19 protein-coding genes are annotated in these 23,310 nt (G+C 58.2%); 4 read left to right on the top strand and 15 right to left on the bottom strand.

Features of this window, described 5'->3' with window-relative positions:
* Positions 1-40 precede the first annotated feature (40 nt).
* From KJA79_RS21340 to KJA79_RS21325, 4 genes are all read right to left on the bottom strand, one after another.
* Complete coding sequence (locus KJA79_RS21340) at positions 41-1,594, bottom strand: mercuric reductase (protein WP_213044124.1); 1,554 nt, start codon at positions 1,592-1,594, stop codon at positions 41-43.
* Between the two features lie 42 nt (positions 1,595-1,636).
* Positions 1,637-2,455, bottom strand: coding sequence for a TVP38/TMEM64 family protein (locus KJA79_RS21335; protein WP_213044123.1), 819 nt, complete (start codon positions 2,453-2,455; stop codon positions 1,637-1,639).
* A gap of 393 nt (positions 2,456-2,848) precedes the next feature.
* Positions 2,849-4,150 (bottom strand): hypothetical protein, encoded by a 1,302-nt coding sequence (locus tag KJA79_RS21330; protein ID WP_213044122.1) that lies wholly within the window; start codon positions 4,148-4,150, stop codon positions 2,849-2,851.
* Between the two features lie 401 nt (positions 4,151-4,551).
* Positions 4,552-5,491, bottom strand: a protein-coding gene (locus tag KJA79_RS21325) for an IS630 family transposase (RefSeq protein ID WP_213044121.1) whose coding sequence is annotated in 2 segments (ribosomal slippage) — positions 4,552-5,148 and positions 5,150-5,491 — 939 coding nt in all. Because the reading frame shifts where the segments join, the coding sequence is not laid out codon by codon here.
* Positions 5,492-5,616: 125 nt separating this feature from the next.
* On the opposite strand from KJA79_RS21325, the gene KJA79_RS21320 reads away from it, so the two are divergent.
* A complete protein-coding gene (locus KJA79_RS21320) occupies positions 5,617-6,573 on the top strand; it encodes an IS5 family transposase (protein ID WP_213044120.1) in 957 nt (318 codons plus the stop codon).
* Positions 6,574-6,726: 153 nt separating this feature from the next.
* Here KJA79_RS21320 and KJA79_RS21315 read toward each other — a convergent pair whose 3' ends face one another.
* Positions 6,727-7,050 carry a hypothetical protein gene (locus KJA79_RS21315; RefSeq protein ID WP_213044119.1) on the bottom strand — a complete coding sequence of 108 codons (324 nt, stop codon included), beginning with the start codon at positions 7,048-7,050 and terminating at the stop codon, positions 6,727-6,729.
* A gap of 210 nt (positions 7,051-7,260) precedes the next feature.
* On the opposite strand from KJA79_RS21315, the gene KJA79_RS21310 reads away from it, so the two are divergent.
* From KJA79_RS21310 to KJA79_RS21300, 3 genes are all read left to right on the top strand, one after another.
* On the top strand, positions 7,261-7,701 hold the full coding sequence (locus KJA79_RS21310; RefSeq protein ID WP_213044118.1) for a response regulator: 441 nt from the start codon (positions 7,261-7,263) through the stop codon (positions 7,699-7,701).
* A 57-nt stretch (positions 7,702-7,758) separates the two neighbouring features.
* Complete coding sequence (locus tag KJA79_RS21305; protein ID WP_213044117.1) at positions 7,759-8,460, top strand: Crp/Fnr family transcriptional regulator; 702 nt, start codon at positions 7,759-7,761, stop codon at positions 8,458-8,460.
* 610 nt (positions 8,461-9,070) lie between these two features.
* Positions 9,071-10,111: an IS630 family transposase gene (locus KJA79_RS21300; protein ID WP_213044116.1), complete on the top strand. Its 1,041-nt coding sequence runs from the start codon at positions 9,071-9,073 to the stop codon at positions 10,109-10,111.
* Between the two features lie 133 nt (positions 10,112-10,244).
* On the opposite strand, the gene KJA79_RS21295 is transcribed toward KJA79_RS21300, so the two are convergent.
* The 10 genes from KJA79_RS21295 to KJA79_RS21250 all read right to left on the bottom strand — a co-directional run bounded on the left by KJA79_RS21295 (position 10,245) and on the right by KJA79_RS21250 (position 23,299).
* On the bottom strand, positions 10,245-12,380 hold the full coding sequence (locus tag KJA79_RS21295) for an amylo-alpha-1,6-glucosidase (RefSeq protein ID WP_213044115.1): 2,136 nt from the start codon (positions 12,378-12,380) through the stop codon (positions 10,245-10,247).
* Positions 12,381-12,530: 150 nt separating this feature from the next.
* Positions 12,531-12,956, bottom strand: a complete 426-nt coding sequence (locus KJA79_RS21290) for a DUF6789 family protein (protein WP_213044114.1) — start codon at positions 12,954-12,956, stop codon at positions 12,531-12,533.
* A gap of 148 nt (positions 12,957-13,104) precedes the next feature.
* Positions 13,105-14,085 carry a VOC family protein gene (locus KJA79_RS21285; RefSeq protein ID WP_425518132.1) on the bottom strand — a complete coding sequence of 327 codons (981 nt, stop codon included), beginning with the start codon at positions 14,083-14,085 and terminating at the stop codon, positions 13,105-13,107.
* A gap of 134 nt (positions 14,086-14,219) precedes the next feature.
* Positions 14,220-15,791 carry a GMC oxidoreductase gene (locus KJA79_RS21280; protein WP_213044112.1) on the bottom strand — a complete coding sequence of 524 codons (1,572 nt, stop codon included), beginning with the start codon at positions 15,789-15,791 and terminating at the stop codon, positions 14,220-14,222.
* A 37-nt stretch (positions 15,792-15,828) separates the two neighbouring features.
* Positions 15,829-16,617, bottom strand: coding sequence for an aquaporin (locus KJA79_RS21275; RefSeq protein WP_425518131.1), 789 nt, complete (start codon positions 16,615-16,617; stop codon positions 15,829-15,831).
* 86 nt (positions 16,618-16,703) lie between these two features.
* Positions 16,704-19,508 (bottom strand): MGH1-like glycoside hydrolase domain-containing protein, encoded by a 2,805-nt coding sequence (locus KJA79_RS21270; protein WP_213044110.1) that lies wholly within the window; start codon positions 19,506-19,508, stop codon positions 16,704-16,706.
* A gap of 88 nt (positions 19,509-19,596) precedes the next feature.
* Positions 19,597-20,706, bottom strand: coding sequence for a glucose 1-dehydrogenase (locus KJA79_RS21265; RefSeq protein WP_213044109.1), 1,110 nt, complete (start codon positions 20,704-20,706; stop codon positions 19,597-19,599).
* A 63-nt stretch (positions 20,707-20,769) separates the two neighbouring features.
* The gene (gnd, locus tag KJA79_RS21260; RefSeq protein WP_213044108.1) at positions 20,770-21,750 is read right to left on the bottom strand and encodes a phosphogluconate dehydrogenase (NAD(+)-dependent, decarboxylating); all 981 of its coding nucleotides are present in this window, start codon (positions 21,748-21,750) and stop codon (positions 20,770-20,772) included.
* Positions 21,751-21,854: 104 nt separating this feature from the next.
* The gene (locus tag KJA79_RS21255; RefSeq protein ID WP_213044107.1) at positions 21,855-22,643 is read right to left on the bottom strand and encodes an HAD family hydrolase; all 789 of its coding nucleotides are present in this window, start codon (positions 22,641-22,643) and stop codon (positions 21,855-21,857) included.
* Complete coding sequence (locus KJA79_RS21250) at positions 22,640-23,299, bottom strand: ROK family protein (RefSeq protein WP_213044106.1); 660 nt, start codon at positions 23,297-23,299, stop codon at positions 22,640-22,642. The genes KJA79_RS21255 and KJA79_RS21250 overlap by 4 nt, the downstream gene beginning before the upstream one ends.
* Positions 23,300-23,310: the final 11 nt, after the last annotated feature.

Raw genomic sequence — 23,310 nt, 5'->3', positions numbered from 1 at the left:
TAGTGTGACTGTGGGTGAAATCCGTATGGAGCACCCGAAACTATTTTCTCGTCCACGAAAACCACTTACTGAGGATGTTCTTCTGCCGTGCGGTGAAGGTGGTCTTGCGCCAGGCATTGGCCACCTTCTTCACGACTTCGCCCTGTGTGGGATAGGGATGGATCGTCGACGCCAGGGTCTTCAAGCCCAGTCCGGCGTTCATGGCAAGTGTGAACTCATTGATCAAATCGCCGGCATGGGCCGCGACAATCGTGGCCCCCAAAATGCGATCCGTTCCTGCCTCCACATGGACCTTGGCAAAACCCTCTGCTTCACCATCGAGCACCGCCCGGTCCACCTCGTCTAAGCGATGCGTGAACGTCTCCACCTTGTGCCCCTTCTCCTTCGCCTCAGCTTCGTAGAGGCCGACGTGGGCGATCTCCGGATCGGTGTAGGTTGCCCAGGGAATGACAAGAGAACTGACCCGTGCTGTGCCGAGCCCGAAGGGATGGGGAAAGAGCGCGTTCTGAATGACGATCTGAGCCATGGCGTCCGCCGCATGCGTAAACTTGTAGCGGGAGCATATATCCCCGGCCGCATAGATATTCGGATTGGTCGTGCGGAGGTGGCCGTCGACCGTGACGCCCGCCTTGTCGTAGTCAACACCGGCCGTCTCCAAGCCAAGACCGTCCACGTTCGGCTTACGCCCGGCGCCCACGAGAATGTCGTCGACCGTGATATCGTACGCCCGGCCATGCGAACCGCCCGTCAGCCGCTTGCCGGTCTCCGTCTTCTGGATGGTCAACTCCTTGCCGCAACAGAATAAGGTCACACCGTCGCGAACCAGGGCTTTCTCGACAATCTCTGCAGCCTCGCGATCTTCGTTCGGCATGATCCCGTGCAGCGCCTCAATCAGATACACCTGACTGCCGAACCGGGCGAAGGCCTGCGCCAGCTCACAGCCGATGGGGCCCGCGCCGATGATGGCCAGCTTTGCCGGCAACTCGGTTAACGAAAAGATGGTTTCGTTCGTCAGATAGCCCGCTTCTTGTAGTCCTGGGATGGGTGGCGCAGAGGCCCGTGCGCCGGTGCAGATGGCGGCCTTGGCAAAGTCTAACGTCGCGCTGCCGACCTGCACGGTCTGCGCGCTGGCGAATCGCGCCTGCCCCAAGAAGACATCGACACCCAGGCCGGTAAACCGCTGGGCCGAATCCGTCCGGCTGAGTTGGGCGCGCAGTGTCCGCATGCGCGTCATGACGGCGGGGAAATCTTCCTTCGCCGCGCCGGAGAAGTGGATGCCGAACTCCTCAGCTTTTCGAACATCAGCCCAAGCACGCGAGGCCCGGATTAAGGCTTTGGAGGGCACGCATCCGACGTTCAAGCAGTCGCCGCCCATGAGGTGCCGTTCGATCAGTGCGACTTTTGCCCCTAGGCCGGCCGCGATCGCCGCCGTCACGAGTCCGGCCGTTCCACCTCCAATGACCACCAGGTTATATTGACCGGTCGGCGTCGGGTTCACCCAATTTGGTGGATGGACGTAGTTGATCAAGCGTTGATTATGTTCATCGTCGGGTAGCATCACGTTGGAAACAACCATCTTTTCAGGCGCGCTCATGGGCGGGGTCCTTTCGGTTGATGAGGGGGCATCGAATCTCGTTCATGGGTGAGAGGGAGCCTCTGTACGATTCACCGGTTCAACTGGTTTGCCGGCAAATCGCCGATACAGAATCGGCACCAGGGCGAGTAGTCCCAACAAGGTGAAGGCCAGAATCACGTTGGGCGAGGCAATTTCCTTGAGCGAATTGATCGTGCCCAATTGACGCCCGGCGTAAGCATAGACGAAGCTACCGGGCACAATGCCCAGGGCCGTCGCGAGCACATAGGTGCCGAGGCGGACCCGCGTCAGGCCCGACACCAAGTTGACCAGGAAGAACGGGAACAAGGGAACGAGCCGGAGCGTCACGAGGTAGCTGAAGGCGTTCTTTGCAAACCCCTCTTGAATCGGACCCAGCTTCTGGCCGAACGTCTGCTCGACCCACCCGCGCAAGAGATAGCGAGCGGTCAAAAACGCGAGCGTGGCTCCGCCGGTCGCCCCGAGATTCACGAAGGCTGTGCCCCACAGGCTCCCGAAGAGAAAGCCTCCGACGAGGGTCAATATCGTGGCGCCGGGAAGCGACAAGCCGGTGACCAGACTGTAGGTGACGATAAAGCTCGCCACGGCGGCGGCGTGATGTTCGTCAGTGAAGGCCAGGAGCCGATCACGGTTCGCTTTCACCGTCTCCAGCGTGAGATACGCATCCATGTCGAACCAGAAGAATGCGCCGATGGCGAGTCCAATCACTGCGGCGATGATGAATTTGCCGGAACGCGGCCCGCTCGCTGATTCGGAGGGCACCGAGCCCTGATGAGATGGTGGTGTCGGATGTGCCGTCTCGCGCGTGACCGGGTGTTCTACGGCACAAGGTATTTCCTTCATGGTGCTCCCTTCGATCGGCTGATTAAGGCCAAGCATCTGGTCTGTCTTAGATCGGTCTGTTCGTGAGGAATGTTCTCTCGGCATGTCTTCACGGTAACTCAATTCCCAATTTGAATCTGTGAGCCAATTCACAAAGCACAACGGGAGGAAGACCGGGAAGGGCGGCGTTTTTTATGGAGCAAGATTCCCACAATTCAGCTAGAGTCTCCTAAGTTGGCGTACAAACTGAGCATTTACCGGGACATGCCTGCCTTGACTCATGATGCAGTGAAAAACCGGCAGAGGGTGGTCTCCGGTGGGATGAACCATGCCCGATGGAGCACCGCTACAATCAGAGGAGGACAAGCACGATCCCAACGCAATCCACTTGAGTGACGGCAGCATCGATGGGCCTCATGATCGCTGGGGAATCACGAGGATCACATGGTTCAGAAGTGTATGGCGCTCATAGCTCAACAGATACAAGTGCAACAGGGAAGGATCATCGGCATCCCAGTGAAAGAGAGGGCCATCCACGCCAATAGCGTGATGGTCGAACCAACGGTTCTGTGCGTCGAGATGGAATCCATAGAACGTGCGGTGGATCGGAGGACTTGCCACAACCTGCTCATAAGACTCAAAGAAGCTGGGGTTGCCGATGCCAAGAGGAACCTGCCAGCCACGGTCGTACTGCGCTGAGGACGCCACCGGAATCGCGGCCCAATCGAGCCCGCCAAGAATGAGGCGAGTTGACTCCCCTGTCTTGCTGCTGCGAAAGGCGAGTTCTATCTCAAACAGAGAGCGAGTGTCCTCCTTAAGTTTCACGCGCCGGACAATGGCGCCCGTAAGCTCAGCCAGATAGTGAAGCTGTGTCTCTCGCGGGTGCGCGCGAGAGTATCGCCCAGGCGGGATGAAGCTGGCGAATCGCACTGGCTGGTTGTACCAATCGCGATAGGTCGTGGCGACTGGCGTCAGAATGTTTCGGCGCTTGAGGACTTGTTCGCCTTGCGCCGACACCGGCTGGTCCCACAGCGCTGTGGCCTGGACCGGCCATTCCCGTTCGACTGTCCTGAGTCGGTCTAATCGGATAGCCGTGCCTGACGGATCGACCCAGTGCTCCAGCGACCACCAGTAGGACCAATAGGACAGGTCGTTCACCCGTTCGAACACCTGCTTGTAGAGTCCGAGCGGGAACGTGAACCAGAGGTGCTCGTACACTCGCTCTTCACCGTCCTCCGTGGTGAAGAGCAGCAATTCCCATAAGCCCGCGTTCAAACAGTTGCGCGCGAGATCCACACGGGTCAGTGCCCGCTGCTCGAACCCGTCTCCGCCTTCGCGTACGTCAAGATGGGGTGAGGGTCGAGTGAATCGGACCTGTTGCCGGTTCCATTCCCGGTCGATCAACCCGATTTTCGTCAAATCCAGGTCGCTTTTGGCCCAAGGGGGAACTGCCGCAACGACATGCGCGAGATCGACATCGGTGAGCTCGATGGCCGCAGCCTGCGGCGTGGCGGGTTCCAGACGAATGCGAAAGCGGGTGCCGTCGAGTTGTTCGACAATCAATTGTCGGTGAGAATAAGTGCCGAAGACCTGGCTCGTCTTCTCCGGATTTTCGGGATAGGCGTCTTTCGAGAATGCCGTAAGGGCAACAGCTTGCGGAGTCCTGGCGCTGTAGCGACTTGCAAGCCAGACGAGGTTCGCAATCACGAGGATCACGAGACATGCGAGCGACGCGAAGACTATTCGTTTCTTGAATCGATGAGCCTGTGTGGGCAAGGCCTGCGTCCTCCGTGAAAGAGAGGGGTAAACAGCATGCGGCGATTGTATCGGAATGGATGCCGCCTCCGCTATCATCACCGATAGGGAAGGTTAATAGACGGGTGACTGCTGCGTTCGAGGTGCCCGAGGGGCTGAAGGGCGTGCTTGTCCGAACGAGAGTTCGCCGCTGGAATAGGTGCTTCCGAATGTCTTCACGAGTTCGGCCAACTGCCGGAGAGCGGATTGAAGCTCTTCAGAGCGGAGAGGTGAGAGTGGATGGATGTAAGCCGCATAGACGAGGCCATTGCTCGTCGCGTAGCGCGCGTCTAGGGCGGAGTGAAAATTAGAGCGTTTTTGGTTTATGTCTTTACATAGCCTGAAGACGCGAAGTAGCGCGTGCATTCAGCGGGTGTGAAGCGGTCGAGCAACATGCCGATGTCAGCCCAGAGCGCGTCCACGGTTCGAGGGGCAGTTTTCCGGAGCAGCGCTTTGAGTTTGGCAAACAGTTTTTCAATGGGATTGAGATCGGGGGAATACGGCGGGAGATAGCGAATGTGTGCCCCCACCGCCTCAAGCGCCTTGTTGACGCCGGCCACTTTGTGACTGCGTAAGTTGTCGGCGATGACGATATCGCCGGGGTGGAGTGTCGGGCATAAGAATTCCTGGACATATTTGAGGAACAGGGCGCCGGTCATGGCCCCCTCCGCCACCATCGGAGCGGAGATGTCATCATGCCGCAGCCCGGCCACGAAGGTGGTGGTGTGCCAATGTCCGTGCGGGACAGCGGCGACGCACCGTTCACCACGCGGGGCGCGTCCGTAGCGCCGGGCCATGTTCGTCGACGTTCCCGTTTCATCCAGAAAGACCAGCTTCGTGATGTCCAGCGCGGGTTGGGCTGCCTGCCACTCACGCCGTGCGGCTTGCACGTCGGCGCGATCTTGCTCGCTGGCGTGTAGGGGTTTTTTTAAGGGTGAGCTTCCATTTGTCGAGTTGATGCCACAAGGCGGGGACCTTCATCGCAATCCCGTGTGCCGCTAATCGGGCACACATCTCCGCAAGGGTCAGATCACCTGTTTCCTTCAACCATGCCCGCAGTGTCGGCTCCATCCCGACCAACCGGGACTGCCGATGGCCTCCAATTGGGAGACTGCTCCGCTGCCCCGTCTGCGTGAGCCGGTTCCGCACCTGATACACCCAGACCCGACTGACTTCAAATCGGGCGGCAATGGCTGTCGGACGCTCCCCACGTTCCAATGCTCTCAACACACGGTCCCGTAGATCCTGCGAATAGGCCTCCATCCTGTTGCCTCCATCAAGAAACCAATGGAGGGCACTCTACAGAATGTATACACTTAAGGAATCTCTGATTTATTCTCCCTACACAGTATGGTGGGGTAGCGCAGCACTGATGAGGAGGCGCCCCCATGCCGCAACAGACCTTCGCGGAAGCCAGCTTTGAACGGTATCGCAAGCCCACCCGCCGCGAGCGGTTTCTCGATGAGATGAACCGCGTGGTGCCGTGGGCGGACCTGACCGCGGCCATTGAGCCGTTTTATCCCAGGGCCGAGGGCCCGGGGCGTCCGCCGGTGGGCGTCGAACGCATGCTGCGCCTCCATTGTCTGCAACAGTGGTTCAACCTGTCGGACCCGGCGGTGGAGGAGGCGCTGTACGACTCGCGCGCCATGCGGCAGTTCGTGGGCATTGATCTCGGCCGTGAGCCCGTGCCGGATGAGACGACGATCTGCAAATTTCGGCATCTGCTGGAAGCCCATCAGGTGGGGGAACAACTCTTTGCGCGGATCGGAGCGTATCTGGCCGCCCAAGGCATGAAGGTCAGCCGGGGGACCATCGTGGATGCGACCATTATTGCGGCACCCAGTTCGACCAAGAATCGCCAGAAGGAGCGGGATCCAGAAATGCATCAGACGAAGAAAGGGAACCAGTGGGACTTCGGTATGAAGGCCCATCTGGGCGTCGATAGCCGGACCAAGCTGATCCATGCGGTGGCCGCCACGGCGGCCAATGTGCATGACAGCCAGGTCTTGCCAAAGCTGCTGCATGGACAGGAGACCCGCGTGGGGGGGGACGCGGCCTACAGCGGGCAACGCGACGTGATCCGGCACCACGCCCCCGGTGCCAAGAGCTTTATCCAGACCAAAGCCCATCGGCATCGGCCCCTGAGCGAGGCCGAGCGGGCCCGCAATCGCACCAAGTCGAAGGTCCGCGCCAAAGTCGAGCATGTGTTCTTGGTGATCAAGCGCATCTTTGGATGGTCCAAAGTCCGCTACCGCGGGTTGGCGAAGAATACCCACTGGCTGTTCATCAGCTGTGGCTTGGCGAATCTGTACGTGGCTCGACAGCGCCTGCTGACGGAGGCGTAGCTGACGTGGGTCGATACCGCACGAGGGAGCGGCTCGACGGCGGGCGAATCCCGATACGATGCTCCCGGGCGACCTCGTTCCGAGATTGATGGCTCTCATTGACCAATCTCTGAGCAGATTTCTCAAGACAAACGTGAATTAATCAGACGTTCCTTAAATCAAAAACGCTCTAGCGTCCAGCATCTGCTTCCGCCGTCGGTCGGTGAGTTCGGCTTCCGGTCCGATCGGCGCGACGATTCGCATGCGGTCATGCGGCTCACTGGTGAGCAGCGCCATCTCAACATCGGCATAGGAGAAGCGCCATTGGCTGTCCCCTTCTTTCAACTCTTGGACCGTTACAGCCAGAATGTCCTGGAGTGCCTGAATCGTCATCGAGTCTCGGGGAGTGATGCTCGACTTCAGATGCTCCGCCGCGCCGACACCGAGCAGGCTGACGCCGGCTAACACTAACAGTCCGATTAGCACCTGCCTACTCATCTATGCGTACTCATAGTCCCACTTACGGGTCGTCTCCCGGGTTCGCAACTGAGGCCATCATGCCGTAACCGAGGGCCCAGAACTGTCAGCTGGCTTACGGTTTCACTCGGCTGCTTTCTATACGGTATGTAAACGAACCACCTCTCCTTCCCATAGCGAGGAAGGTGAGTCAAGTCTGATCCCGCTCTTGGGAAAGCGAAGAGGCGCAAGATGTTCGAACAGCCGGTGCGCGCTCCCATGATCCTGTTGGTGGACGATGATGCTGATATGACGATGGGACTTTCAGACAGGCTGACTGCTGAAGGATGTCATGTTGCGATTGCCCATAGTGGACTCGAAGCCCTCCATTGGCTTCAGGACCATCGACCGTCTGCCGTTCTCCTCGACTTTCACATGCCGGAAATGGACGGCATTGAAACACTTCTGGCGATTCAGACGGTCGATTCGAAGATTCCCGTCATTATGGTGACGGGGGCCGAGCCCCAGGACCTTCTGCGCCATCGAGAACTCTGCGCGGCCGCAGCGTACCTTCCGAAACCGGTCGAGTGGACGGTGCTTCGACAGACATTGATCGTGGTGTTGGGACAGTGGCTTACCGGGGGAGTCCAGGCAGAGGAATCGCCTATCGTCCGCCCTTGCGAGAAAGGCTAGGTCTTGAATTGATGCCGTGATTCGAGTAGGCTGAGCCTCTCGAATGGAGCCGACTGAATGAGCCATTCCCCCACCTCCCCTAACAAGCTCTGGTACCTCAAGCACATTCATTTGTTCGACGGGATTTCCCCCTCTGAGATGCAGGAGATGGAGAAGATCACTCGCATGGAGGAGGTCAAGAAGCGGCAGCCCTTGTACCTTCCTGGAGACCCAAGCAGCAGTGTGTACCTCCTCAAGCGAGGGCGCGTGAAAATTGCCAACACGGCGCCGAACGGGAAAGAAGTCACCTTCGAGATCTTAGAGGCGGGAGACGTCTTTGGAGAACTCGACGTGCTGCAAGACGCTCCTCGCTCGACATCGGCTGAGACTCTCGATGATGCGCTTATTTGTGTGATTCCACGGAAGGATTTCGATCAATACTTGGCTATGCACCCCAACGTGACGATCAAACTGACCAAGCTGATCGGCCTGCGGCTCAAAAAAATCCAGAGCCGCGTTGAAGATCTCGTCTTTCGCGAGGTGCCGGCCCGCCTGGCCCACCTGCTCTCGGAACTAGGCAAGACCGAAGGCGTTGCGGACAAGCAGGGCATCCGTCTCAAGGTCAAGTTGACCCACCAGGAAATGGCCAATCTGATCGGCTGCAGCCGTGAAACCGTGAGCACCACGATGGGGCAGTTCCGGGACGACGGCCTCATTCAAATGGATGGCCGGACGATTACTATTCTGAGCGAGAAGGGGTTGTCCAGGCTTCTCGGCTGAACTGCTTTCCGCACCCCACTCGACCGGCATCTTGTCGGAGTGCTGCCAGCCCATTTCTCACCGTTCGCTATGTGGCTTCCTCGTTTTTTCTCACCTTCGTTCTTCATGAATCATGCGGACGAGCCACCAGCAGACCGTTCGACAGGGCTGCCGAATTTGCACCGCATGGCATGGCAGCCTCTGTTATGGCTGTCACCGCTCACGATGGTTCGGCTGAAATAAGATGGCCCGCTCGTTTTCTTTCATGAAAATGATCCGGCCTCTATTGAGGTTCATGGTTGAACGAGCCGCACCGTATGACCATCCGGGTCACGAACGATGGGTGCCTGCTTATATCCAAGCCCACGGAAAGATCCAGCAAGCCAGGGAATACCCACCTTGCCGTCCCGTCGACCAAGTCTTTCGCATTGGGGATCGCGCGGTGTGTGCGCGATGTGATTCACCTGGTTGCTCAGAATTGTGAGTGCGAGGAATGCGATGGCATCAAGCATATGACGCGGAGAACGCCTTGCTCTCTTCCCTGAAAATGTAGAGCAACCAATGGTGATGCATTCCGGCAGATAGATACTGATCAGTTCACTAAATAGTGCGTAGTATGTTATAGTGCGCCATGCACAGACAAGACGATGCCAGGACACTGGCTCCGGCGGCACAGGCGCACTTGCGGCGGTTGGCCGTCAAAGCCGTGCGCGCAGGTCTCAGGCAGACCGCGGCGGCCAAGACTTATGGGGTGAGCGTACGTGCGGTGAACAAGTGGGTGGCGATCGACAAGGTCGGCGGGCTGCGCGCCTTGAAGCTGAAGCGCCGGGGCCGCCGGCTTGGACAGGGCGGACGGATGCGCGTCGCTCACGCGCAGCGCATCCGTAGCCTGATCGTGGGCCAGATGCCCGCTCAGTTGAGGCTGCCGTTCTATCTCTGGACGCGCGCGGCGGTGGCGAGCCTGATCGCGCGAGAATATGGGATCACGGTGTCGCTCGTGACCGTGGGGCGGTACCTCCGGGCTTGGGGCTTGAGCCCGCAGAAGCCGGTGCGGCGCGCCTACGAGAGGAACGATGCGGCCATCGCGCGGTGGCTGAAGCAGGAATACCCAGCGATTGCCCGGCAGGCCAGACGGGACAAGGCGGCGATCTACTGGGGCGACGAGATGGGGCTGCGCAGCGACCACGTCACGGGTACGAGCTATGCCCCGGTGGGACAAACCCCTGTGATACGGGCCACCGGCCAGCGCTTCGGGTGCAACATGATCTCGGCCATCACCAATAAGGGGGCGCTCGCCTTCATGGTGTTTCAGGGCAAATTCAAGGCACCCGTCTTTGTGACGTTCCTGCAGCGGCTGCTCAAACAGGTCGTCGGCAAGATCTATCTGATCGTGGACGGGCATCCGGTGCACAAATCCAGGAAAGCCACGCGCTTTGCCGCCACTCACTCGTCGCAGCTGCGGCTGATTCGGATGCCGGGCTACTGCCCGGAACTGAACCACGATGAATTGCTGAATCAGGACGTTAAGACCAACGGGCTCGGCAAGAGTCGGCCGACCAACCGGACCGAACTCATGGCCATCGTGCGCCGCCATTTGTATCGGCGCCAGAAGCAACCGCAGGTGATTACCAACCTGTTTCACGAGAAACATGTCCGCTATGCCGCGTCATGAACTACGCACTATTTGGCGGTCGGCTCAGTATATGGATCAGCCTTGCCTATAGCAGCTTGCGAATCGAACAATCCCCCAAATGTTCTAGATCTGGCCATCGATCATTTCAGATCACCTCGTATCATTCGTCGCTTCATCGCTTGGCACCGTCTCTTTCTCTGGATCGAGGTTTTCTTGTCTCGGTTCGCTTACTCGGTTGCGCAGGAGGAGCGCTGCCCTTCTCCTGAATGTCGTGTGCCATCGACTGAATGGCATGCCAGGCACGGAGAACTTCGGCTACCGTCCAAGCCTGTGCTGGGCAGCCATGTGGAGTAAAGGGGGGGTCTCCGTCAAATATTTCACTGGCACTGCCAAGTCCATGGGTCTGCACATGATGGATAAATGGCGCTAGAAACGTTGCCGCGATGCCGGGATTTTTGTAGACGCGGAGGTGGGCGTGAATGAACGGCCCAATGAGCCAACCCCAGACAGTGCCCTGGTGATAGGCGGCATCGCGTTCACGAGGATCGCCACTATATCGACCGACATACTGTGGATCATTTTGCGCCAGGCTGCGGAGGCCGAAAGAGGTCAACAGATGTCGCGCACATATGTCCACCACCGCGCGCTGCTGCTCGGGTCGCAGCGGGCTATCTGGGAGAGAAACGGCAAATAGCTGGTTGGGCCGGAGGGAAGCGTCTGGTCCAGCCTCCCCATCAATCACATCAAAACACCAGCCAGTGGCATCATTCCAAAATCGTTGAAAGTTCACGCGCACTCGTTCTGCCGTTGCCACATAGAGGTGCGCGGGCTTGTTCAAGATTGCGGCAAACTGGATGAGGGTGGTTAGCGCATTCAACCAGAGGGCATTCACCTCGATCGGCTTGCCTATTCGCGGGGTCACCACCCAGTCGCCTACTTTGGCATCCATCCAGGTGAGCTGTACTCCTGGCTCTCCGGCATACAGCAGCCCATCTTGTGGATCCATTTGAATGTGGAACCGGGTTCCCCGAATATGCCATGCAATAATGTCTTCCAAGACGGGGAAGATCTCGCGCAACAACTGCCGATCCTGCGTCACGGCGTAATACTGGCGAACTGCTTCGAAAAACCACAAGGTCGCATCCGCGGTGTTGTACTCGGGCGTTTCACCGGCATCGGGGAAGCGGTTGGGAAGCATTCCTCGGTCAGTCACCAGGGCAAATGTCTGTAGAGTAGTTCGGGCAATCTCGGGACGACCAGTGGTGAGTGTCAATCCAGGCAGGCTGATCATCGTGTCCCGCCCCCAGTCACCGAACCAAGGATACCCCGCAATGACCGATCGGCCCTCAGATTGCGCTGAAATGGATCGTTCGACAATGAATTGGTCTGCAGCGAGGATCAACTGCTGAGTCCATGCGGGTACGGTTTCGGGTAGATCAGGATGGGCGGAGTAAAACGAGTCAAGCACCGTCCGCTCATGCTGCCGCTGCTCTTCCCGGCTTGAGCGCTTCGATTCGCCTGCGTTGGAATCCGTACTGGCAATAAGCGTCACCGATTCACCCAGTTGAAGCTCAGCTGAGAATATGCCCGCCTGCAGGTGATCCTCATGGTCCTCAAGCCCCCGCGCACGTTCTGCGGACAGATCCATGCTGTGGTGCCACACGTGGGTTGGTTCGACGATGGCAGAGTCAGAAAAGAGGTAGTAGGACGTAGCGCCTTCAAACGCACTAATCCGTACTCCGCGATTGACAGGTTCTATGGTGAATTGCCACCCGTTGGCATGCGTGGTGGAATGATAATCGCGATAGTTAACCAACGCCTTAACAGTCAACTTCATCGACGCCCGACCACGGATCAGGTCGTACCGAACGAAGGTGGTGTTGGCGCCCTGTTGCATCCAGATACGTTTCTCCAGGAGTGCGTCTGCGAACGCAAATGTCCACACCGGGGTCGTTCCTTCTAAACGAAACCGCTCGAGAAATCGATAGCCGTGGGGATCGATCGCTCCGCCAGCCCAACGGTTGGCGCAGAGAGAAATCACTTCTCCATCATATTCAATCGTCTCATCGAACTTGGTCGCCAATAAGGTGCGGCCCAGCGGGGGCATGAGTGCTGCAAATAGGAGCCCGTGGTAACGGCGAGTCAGCAACCCTGCGACTGTCCCGGAAGCAAACCCACCGATGCCATTGGTCACGAGCCATTCCCGGTGCTCAGCCGTGTAAAGATCGCCACAGATCTCTCTCCCGAAGTCCACTGGTGTAGGGGTGAGGCCAGGTTCAAACGTCTGATTGGTTGAATTGTGCATCATTCACATGTCCCTTCGACTCATTCATTGGATTGTTGGATGAGCATTGCGACGGATCCCGTCTATCCTGCTTGGTGGCTGACTCCGAGACCGCCCCATTATCTCCAGGGACGTATTCATCAAAGAGAGCCCGAACACACCAATGACCATTGATTACTTGGCGCCGTTTCCGGCAATTGCGCCAAACACTCCCCCATAGATGAGGTGCGCCATGAATGCAGCCATTACACCTCTCAGGCCAAGCGTCTGCGACATAAAGAAGCCCTGCCCAAGCATCGGCATGGTGACCGCCATGGCTGGCACCCATAGCAAAATTCCCCACAACACTCCCTTAAGGGTTGGAGGACCAGGAAGGTAGGTAAACAGGACGAAGACGTATGCCACTGGAAAGACCAGACTGCCCAATGCAAAATGAATCAGCATTCCTAGCACCCATGGCGTCCCGAGAAACTCGGCCAAGAGATGAGCCACATCCATGGGTTGTCCGAGCATGAGAGGAGCGACAAACTGCATCATCATCGTCATGGCAACCGTCCCGGCAAATCCACCGAGCAGCGCCTTCATCAGATTGGGTTTCATAGGATTCTCCTTGGTGGCCTTGGTCGAAACCGATCAGTCATATCACGAACCGGTTGGGTCAGATGTTCCCGTAGCGACCGTCGCCGCGTCACACGGGTCAACCCATACGCCATTGAAGACTTAGTAATTGCACTAGCCTTTCCGTTCATTATTTTTCCACCAACATCATGGCATGCCCGTCGGGACCCCGGACGAGCAACCCTTTTGTGAAGCCCAGTACTCGGTTGGGTAATGTGACGATATCCGATGAGAGAAGGGCATATTTCCCGTGTCTGAGACGCTCGGCAATCCCCTGAAGATTATCCACCACTAATCGTGTCTGCCAATGAAGTAAATCGTTGGCTCGTGCTTGAGGAGGGAAAGGTCGTCCGGTGGTTGGTGCGAGATACTCCAGAAACTCAATGCCTGGCCCCTCGCCCAGGGGCCGGAGCCCGGTAATATGCACCAGGGCGCCAAACACATTGGCTAAATGCTCCTGTTCGGTCCCATGATTTACGCTGTCTCCCATAACGGTAAGCCCCAGCACATCGCGATAAAACACCAAGCTGGTCTCAGTGTCTCTTACGCTAATCGCTGAATGGTCAATACCTAGAAATAATCGGTTCCCTGAATCTTGCCATTTAGGCTTTCCCTTACCCGGCGGAAAATAAATCAGCTCCAAGTTGTGGCCATCCGGATCACGAAAATAGAACGCTTGAATGCCTGCAGCAGCCTGGTTCCAACTCGGGATCGTCTGCGGCGACGTCGACACATGTAGCACCTTGAATGCGCGAAGACGCTCGTACGCCGTTTCCATATCTTTCACGACAATGGCGATATGCTGAAACCACAAATCATTGCTGTGAGAATCTGTGGGAATGGGTTGGCCCTTTGGGGTAAGGTATTCAGTCAGTTCAATCACCTCATCGCCCAGTTTCATGCGGACGACCTTCATCCGTAGCCCGAATATCCCCTCCAGGTGTTCATACTCGGCTCCGAGGACTTCGACCTCGGAAACCTTCTCGAAGGCCAAGACGGTGGAATAAAATGCCACGGCTCTGTCCACGTCCGAGACGGTCATACCAATCGCATCAACTGTCTGGACAGCCGGCTGCGCCGCGACGACTGGCGCCACAAGCAGGATCCACATGTAAACAAACGGCAAAAGAGAAAATAGGAGGACTCCCCGATCTAGCTGCCTGTAAGTCCGCTCACGGTGCACGCCCATCTTTTCAATCTCCAGTCTGGCGATGCGCAAGAACACCTTGAGAGTGGTGGCCGTCATCACTTTTCTCCGTTTTCTGAAGTGACGCCGAGGCGTGTGAGTAAATGATCCCCCACCCGCATGGCATTCGCCATGATCGTCAAGGAGGGATTCACCGCAGTGCTGGACACGAAGAAACTGCCATCCACCACGTACAAGTTGTCCAGATCGTGCGCCTTGCAGTTCACATCGAGGGCCGACGTTTTGGGATCGGTCCCGAACCGGATCGTTCCGTTCTGATGCGCCGTCCCTGCGAGCGGAATTCTCTTGCCTAAGTAGAGTGACGTCGGGATCAGGTGCTTCTCGCAACCGAGTGCGCTCAGCATATCTTTCAGTTTGGCCGTAAGCCGTGCGTGGCCTTCATCGTTGTTCACCGTGTAATGCAGGGAGATCTCACCTTGCTTGTTCAGCAGGACACGGTTATCGGGGTCCGGAAGGTCCTCAGAGGTCAGCCAGAAGTCGATGGAATGTTTGGCCATCTGATCCAGCACCATTCCAGGCGCGAACACCGGAGCGCCGGAGCGTAGCTGTTCGAGGTCAGATTTCCCGAGCATTTGGATGTGCCCAAGCGGGTAGTCCCAATCGTCGGCGCGAAAGTAGAAGTCGTTGATCGCCAGCGTTTTTTGAAACACCGTGGGATTCTCGTGTTTCGACAACGCCAGTAACGCGCTGTTGTTATGGCACATATAAAAGCGCCCCACCGCGTCCGAGGAGTTGGCCAGGCCTCTTGGATGCTTGTCGTTTGCCGACCGCAAGAGGAGTGCCGCTGAGTTGATGGCCCCGCAGGACACCACCACAATGTCCGCCGTATATTCCTCAGGCGCTCCATGACGAGACACATGCACCTTCGTGATTTCCCGCCCGGAAGGACTGACCTCCAACCGGGATACATAGGCATGCGTCAAGAGGGTCACCGTGGAATGAGTCAACGCCGGGTCGACACACGTAATGTGCGCATCGGATTTGGCGTTCACCAAACAGGGGTAGCCATCGCAGGTGTTGCACCGAATACAGGGACTCGCCTCTCGACGGTCTTCATTCAAGCGAATCCCCAAGGGAAGGGGAAAAGGGTGGTGTCCCATCCGCTTCAAGTCATCATGTAATTCCTGAATCCGTGGCTCATGTTTTACAGGTGGGTAGCGGTACTGTGCGCTGACTGGCGGGCCGGTCGGATCGATGCCATGCTCGCCATGAACCTGATAGAGGTGCTCGGCCTTGGTGTAGTAGGGTTCAAGATCGTCGTAGGCGATCGGCCAGGCCGGCGAGATCCCGCCGTGGTGCCGAATCGCTCCAAAATCTTCCTTGCGAAAGCGCAGCAAGGCGGCGCCGTATACTTTAGTGTTGCCGCCTACGTAATAATGAATCCCCGGATGAAATACCTTCCCATCCTTGTCCTCCCAGTTACAGGCCGCCTTGTACCGTTTCTCTACGAAGACAGACCTCGAGTCCCAATTGTCTTTTTCGCGTGGCAGGTATCCGCCTCGCTCCAGAAGCAGGATGCGTTTGCCGGAGGGTGCCAGATGATGGGCCAGCGTCCCGCCGCCTGCGCCCGTGCCGATAATGATCACGTCATAATGATAGTTGCTCGCCATAGACACCCCTCACTGGATCGTATCTCGTCCTTTCACGTCAGGACCCTGCCGCATAGCCGCAGTGGAAAATGCATCGCGTGGGATTGCGGTGATGCAGCTTGGCGCAGATCACGGCGCCAAGCCCCTTGATCCGCACATACAACTCTGCGGCCAGGAGCATGCCCGCGGGGGGCGCAATCATGTACAGCCAAAACCCGGTCCATCGCCATGCCGGCAACGCTGACGCGAACGTTCTCGCCGGATTCATGCCAAACCCCGAGAAGGGGGCCTCGACGACGACGTAGGCCGCCACTAATAGGCCGGCAAAGAGTCCCGTCAAGGGAGCCAAACGATCGTGATTCATGGCCATCAACAGAACAATCATGAGGATAAAGGCGATCGTAAGTTCCGCCATGAAGGCGACAACCACTCCACTGTCTCCCGGGACGGTGACGACGTAATTCACGGAAGGGTGCGCCATGTAGTTGCCGATAAACAATGCGGGCAGTCCCACGCCCACGAGGCCGCCCGCACACTGAGCCAGGACATACAGGATGGCGTCCCACCGGGTCATCTTTCCCAATCGATAAAACGTCAGCGTGACCGCCGGATTGATGTGTGCGCCCGATCGCTTGCCCCACGGCGAGTAGATAATGCCGATAGCCGTGAGTCCCATCGCGAGGCCCATGGGAATGCGGCGGTACAACGGAGTATCGATGGCGGCCCGCACCGGCGACGAAGGATGCTCCATCACGGTCGCAAACACGACGGCGGACAGCATGAACAGTCCCAGCCCGGCCGCTTCCATAAGATATTCCGGCCAGTGGCGTCTGAGCGCATCCCACATTCCGCTTCCCGCGTCGTTCCAGCGCTGAACCTCTGACGCTTCTCTGAGTGGGCGCGCAGGGCTGGACGCTGTCAGGCGATCGTCCATTATTCTCCCGATTGTTCGAGCAATTTGGCGACCAGCCCCGTCCACCCGGTTTGATGACTGGCCCCCAGTCCTGCTCCGGTCTCCCCATGAAAGTATTCGTGGAATTGGATGAGGTCGCGCCAGTAGGGGTCATGGCGAAGCATCTCAAGCCCTCCATCCACCGGTCGTTGACCGGTGTCATCACGGAGGAAAATATGGTTCAGGCGCCGAGACAGTTCCGCAGCCACTTGCCACAAGGTGCGGGATTGTCCCGAATCCGTCGGGCAGTCGACCGTGAACGAGTCGCCAAGAAAATGATGGAACTTCTGGAGCGACTCAATCAACAGATAATTCACCGGGAACCAGATAGGGCCCCGCCAATTCGAATTCCCTCCGAAAAGGCCCGTCGTCGATTCCGCCGGTTCATAGTCGACACGGTGTTCGGTTCCGTCAATGTGCAGCCGATAGGGATGGTCGCGATGATATTTGGAGAGGGCGCGAATCCCGTAAGGGGAAAGAAACTCTCCCTCGCCCAAGAGATATCGTAAGACCCGCGGCAGACGCTCCGGATCGACGATGGACAGCATGCGCCGCACCGACCCGTCCGGTAATGTGGTCGTGCTCACGTGGCGGCGAAACTCCGGTTCATTCTCGATAAACCACTTCATCCGCCGCTTAAAATCCGGCAGCGCGTCCACCACGTCCGGCTCCAGCGTCTCGACGGCAAAGAGCGGGAGCAATCCGACCATGGACCGCACTTTCATTTGCTGATGATGGCCGTCCGGAAAATGCAGGACGTCATAATAAAATCCGTCGTCCTCGTCCCAGAGGGACAATCCATCCTCGCCACGATGGTTGATGGCGTGCGAGATGTGCACGAAATGCTCCAGGAATTTGCTGGCCATATCGGCATAGGCCTGATCTTCTTGCCCCAGCTCCAGCGCGATAGCGAGCATATTCAGGCAATACATCCCCATCCAACTCGTGCCGTCCGACTGATCGATATGCCCGCCCATGGGCAATGGCGCGGAGCGATCGAAGAGGCCGATGTTGTCGAAGCCCAAGAATCCGCCTTGGAAAATATTCCGGCCTTCCGCGTCCTTGCGATTGACCCACCAGGTGAAGTTCAACAAGAGCTTTTGAAAAACCCTAGCCAAAAAGGTGCGATCACCCTTGCCGCGGAGGCGTTTTTCGATTTTGTACACGCGCCAGGCAGCCCAGGCATGGACGGGAGGATTCACATCACCGAAGGCCCATTCATAGGCGGGCATTTGCCCGTTGGGATGCATGTACCATTCGCGCAAGAGCAGCACGAGCTGTTCCTTGGCAAAATCAGGATCGACGAGTGCCAGAGGAATGCAATGAAAGGCCAAATCCCAGGCGGCATACCAGGGATATTCCCATTTGTCCGGCATGGAGAGGATGTCTTCGTTATACAGATGTTGCCAGTCACGGTTTCGTCCCTGACGATGTCCCTCGGGAGGCGTCGGGCCGGCCGGATCGCCGCGCAGCCATGTCCGCACGTCGTAATGATAGAATTGCTTGCTCCACAGAAGACCCGCGAAGGCCTGCCGCTGAATATTGCAACCATCCTTCGAGAGGCAATGAGGCGCCCGGGCGGCATAGAAGTCGTCGGCTTCCTGCTTCCTCGCAGAAAAGACCCTGTCGAATTCTTTGCCCAGCATCCCTTCGGTCGGCGGGCGGTTCGTCAACCGCAATCGATAGGTGGCCTGTTCCCCAGGAGGAATCAGAGCATGATAATGCGCGGCCGCCTTGGTCCCGATACCCTGAGGGTTGACGGCGTCCGCCTTGCCATGGATGACATAGTCGTGAAACGCGTCTTTTACGTATGGCGTGGCATTCGTCATGCCCCATAAGCGCTGCACGTTGGTCTCGTTCTCCGTAAACAACAGGTCGGGAGTGGCGTCGCACAACAGCCAGCGAGGACCGTATTGGTCATGATCGACGTTGATCACCATGGCCTCGCCTAAGGCGTGGTCCCGTTTGAGTATGGGACGGGAGGACTGTTCTCCCCACGACCAGGTGTTACGGAACCAGAGGGTGGGGAGCAGATGCAGATCGGCCGCTTCCGGTCCTCGATTGTGGACCGTGATGAGAATCAGGATATCCTCATGGGAAGCCTTGGCATATTCGATAACGACATCGAAGTAGCGATTGTCGTCGAACACACCGGTCTCGCGGAGTTCGTATTCCCGGTCCTGTTTCCCGCGCCGCCGGTTTTCTTCGACGAGCCTGGTATAAGGGAATTCCGCTTGCGGATATTTGTAGAGAAACTTCATGTAGGAATGCGTCGGCGTGGAATCGAGATAAAAATACGCTTCCTTGACATCTTCCCCATGGTTGCCTTCGTTGCCGGTGAGGCCGAACAGACGTTCTTTCAAAATGGGATCACGGCCATTCCAGAGGGCGAAGGCCAGGCAGATTTTTTGATGGCGGTCAGAAATGCCTCCGAGGCCGTCTTCTCCCCACCGATACGCCCGCGAACGGGCGTGATCGTGCGGGAAAAACTCCCAGGCCGTGCCGCCTGGACTATAGTCCTCACGGACGGTGCCCCATTGCCGCTCGCTCAGGTACGGTCCCCATCGCTTCCAATGTACGGTTCGCGATCGGGACTCCTCCAACCGCTGCTCTTCACTGACTGAAGCGAACGATGCTGCGCGCGGGGCTGTCTTCCCCTTTGCCTTGGGGCGTGCCTTGGCGGACGCTCGAGGCGGCTGCGGATCCTTCCGCGGTGTGGTGGGCTGCGGAGCGCTTTTCGGCGAAACGCCTTTTCTCGGAGCGGACTTCACGGGTTTGGATGACATGGCCGGTTCTTTCTATAGTGGACGGCGGCGGAAATGCCGGTCGGTTATTCAAGGAGTCAGGCTGTAAGGCCGGCGCCGGACTCGCCAATCAATCAGGAATCGGCGCCACATTCACGAACACCTTTATGGCGCCTTTCGTGTCCGTCAGGGTGCGCATCATGTCCTGATACCGATCCAGTCCTTGGATGGGATGGGTCAAGAGCTTCGCCGGCCAACCGGGCCATTGCAGCTGCGCATGGGCCAAATCTTTGACTCCCATTTCAAAGTATTCGCGATTGGCATTCACCGTTCCCACGACCACTTTGTTGCCCAGGACAAATCCGAGATTGATGCGATCCCCCGGCACCTCGACGGACCGTCCCCCTCCCGATACCCCCGACAACACCAAGACACCGTTTTTCCCGAGAATGTTCATCGCTTCAAAGACCAGCGATGCCACACCGGTGGCTTCGAAAATGAGATCGTAGGGTCCATGATCGCGCGCGGCCGCTGAGAGGGAAAGATCCTTCGTGCTGTGGTAACACCCGCCGATTTCTTTGACGAGATCGGAGTTCACATAGGGTGGTTTCGAGAGCGCGAATGTGCAGACCTGGATGCCTTTTAAGCGCAGCGCCATGGTGGCCAGTAATCCGATGGGCCCCGCTCCCAGCACCGCCGCCCGCTTCGGCCGCCAGACACGCAGCCGTCGCTGTATCTCAAAGGCCTGGGCGATCCCTTTCTCAATGACGCTGGCCGGCTCAAGCAAAACGCCCTCTTCCTTCAACCCCGGCGGGACCTTCACGATATATTCCGCATCGTCCACATAATATTCCGTCAGGAACCCATGGCGGAGATTGATGCCGCGTTCGAAATACTGGTCATCCGTCGTCATGTCGTAGGTCCCGATCTGATCGTACAAACTGGATCCAGAACGGCGCACCGTCGCCACGACAAAATCACCAGGCGACAGATCCGTCACGTGCGGGCCGACCGCCTCGACGACGCCGAAACTTTCGTGGCCAAGGACCAGAATCTGTTCGCCAGGCGGCGCGGCGCCGTACTCGGCTGCATTGATTTCCTTGTCTGTCCCATCGACGCCGACGCGCAGCACTTTCACCAGGACCCCGCGCCCATCAGGGATATCGGTGAGCTGTGGCTTAGGAATATCCGCCAGGTGCACGCTGTGGGCCTGTCCGGGAATCACGGCAATCGCTTTCATGAGTCACTCCTTCGCAAGAACAATATGCCCGCCTGCCGACGAAGCCGAGTGGGCCAGTCCTCTTTACTGTCGCGGCTGTTCGACATGGCCGCCGAATTGGTAGCGCATCGCGGAGAGCACCTTCTCGGCAAACGAGTGATCTTGCCTTGAACGGAATCGCGTGTAGAGCGACGCGGAGAGCACATCCGCTCGAACCCCCTCTTCGATGGCCGCCATGACGGTCCATCGTCCTTCTCCGGAATCTTGCACTGCGCCGGTGAAATTGGAGAGGTCCGGATTTTCCACCAGCGCCGCGGCGGTCAAATCGAGCAGCCACGATCCCACCACGCTGCCGCGCCGCCAAACCTCGGCGATCTCCGGCAAATTCAAGTCATACTGCATATCTTTGGGGAGGTTCTCCGAGTTGGCATGCCGAAAGATGTCAAAGCCTTCGGCGTAGGCCTGCATCAGGCCGTACTCGATTCCGTTGTGCACCATCTTGACGAAATGCCCGGCGCCGGACGGTCCGCAATACAAATACCCTTCCTCCGCCGTACCCGTGACGGTGCTCCGGCCGGGAGTGCGTGGAATATCGCCTCGGCCGGGGGCCAGCGTGCGGAAGATGGGATCGAGATGGTGCACGGCCGCGTTCGGCCCGCCGATCATCAAGCAATAGCCCCGATCCAAGCCCCAGGTTCCTCCGCTGGTGCCCACATCGACGTAGTGGAGGTTCCGATTCTTGAGCGATCCGGCGCGCCGGACATCGTCTTTGAAGTAGGAGTTTCCTCCGTCGATGACAATGTCGTTCGGCTCAAGTCGCTGCCCAAGCGCCTGCACGGTCGTTTCCGTGGCCTCTCCCGCCGGTACCATCACCCACACCGCTCGCGGCGCTGACAGCCTGCCGGCCAGATCGTCCAGGGAATCGGCCCCGACGGCGCCTTCGGCGACCAGCCGTTGGACATGCTCCGGATTCCTGTCGTACACGACGCACTGATGGCCCCCTCGCATCAACCGCCGCACCATATTGGCCCCCATTTTCCCGAGGCCGATCATTCCCAATTGCATGAGTCTCACTCCTTCTGCGCCGGCCTATCCGCCGCGCTCGTGTCGCCAATGAACTGTTTGCATTGCAGAAACGTGTCTCAGTATCGAGCCCTCTTCGTGCCCACTCAACGAGCGTTGGCTCTACGAGTGAGCCGTCCTCCCACATGAGCCTTCTTCCCCACGGGTGGATGCGTATAATTCTGACCGGCAGAGACTAACTGGTGCAGGTCATATTCGAGCAGATTGCCGATTCGATCCAGAGTGATATCAGCCGCTGGGTACGCCGCGAGGATGGCTGGATCGATGGCGTAATGTCCCTGGCGTGGAAACACGGTCGTCACCCGTGGCCCCCAGGCCTGCTTGACTGCTGTGAGGATGCGGAGCTTGTCGTCCACCAGCACATAATGATCGGCGGGATAGCGGCGCTCGACCGCATCCAACTCATGCTCTTTATGAATATAGATCAAGACGTGGCCATCGACCGCCTCGAACAGTCCCGACCGCTCGACCTTGCGCGGCTGGAACACCACATCCCCGTCGGACAGAATGACGGGCGTTCCCCATGCTCTGCACCGTTCCACCACGTCCAGCGAGTTCGGATAGAGCCGGTTCGCAAAGGGATAGTTCACCAGGAATGAGGAAATCGCCAACAGGTTGTGATCGTGGACATGCTCGATCCGGTACCGTTGCAGAGCCCCGAGGTAGTCGGCGTAGCCGAGTTCCGCGCGCAGTTGCTCGAAAATCCTCCAGTAATACCGCTCACACGCGTGCCCGACTTCTCGTTCGAGATGCCGACGCAGATCGGCGGCTACTCGATCGTTATCGAGCAGCGTATTGTCGACATCGAGCAGAAAGACCACGCGTTGCGCCTTCGTCTTCTTCGCCGTTCCTTGTCGTGGTGTCTTCACCGTCATATCCCTCTCTCCTCCCACAGCCGCCGCCCGCCGGTGAACGCATGGGCATTGTCGCCGAGCCGGGCGCCGTCCGGGATCGGCTGTAACTTCTTCGCGTTTCCTCCCCCCAGTACCACGTAATCGGCCACCAAGGCTGCTTTCAAACGGCTCACGACATCGTCAACCGCCCGCTGCCATTTCTTCTTGCCGAGTCGTTCGAGTCCACGGAGCCCCGCATAATCCTCAAAGGTTCTGCCTTTCTTGTAGGGTAAATGGGCGAGCTCCATCGGCATGAGTATCCAATCAGCAATCAACGCCGACCCAAGCCCTGTGCCCAGGCCGAGGAAGAGCATCCGGCCTCCCTCATAGCTGCCTAGAGCCTGCATGGCCGCATCGTTGATCACCTTGACGGGACGTCCGAAGGCCTTCTCAAAATCGAATCCGACCCACCCGGTTCCCAGGTTCTTCGGCTCCTCCAAGATCGTCCCCCCGTTTACTGGTCCCGGGTATCCGATCGAGACCGCGTCGAACCTCCAGTCCTTCGCCGCTTTCACCACACCTGCCACCATCTGCGCTGCCGTTAACTCCGGTCCCGAGCGAAACTTCCGCACGGTCCGCTGTCCCGACGCCAGTATCTTGACGCTTGTCCCGCCGACATCCACGACCAAGACCTTCATAATCTTCGCCC

This window comes from Nitrospira defluvii, from assembly GCF_905220995.1.
Taxonomy (GTDB): domain Bacteria; phylum Nitrospirota; class Nitrospiria; order Nitrospirales; family Nitrospiraceae; genus Nitrospira_A; species Nitrospira_A defluvii_C.
This window is presented reverse-complemented; position numbering and strand designations above follow the sequence as displayed.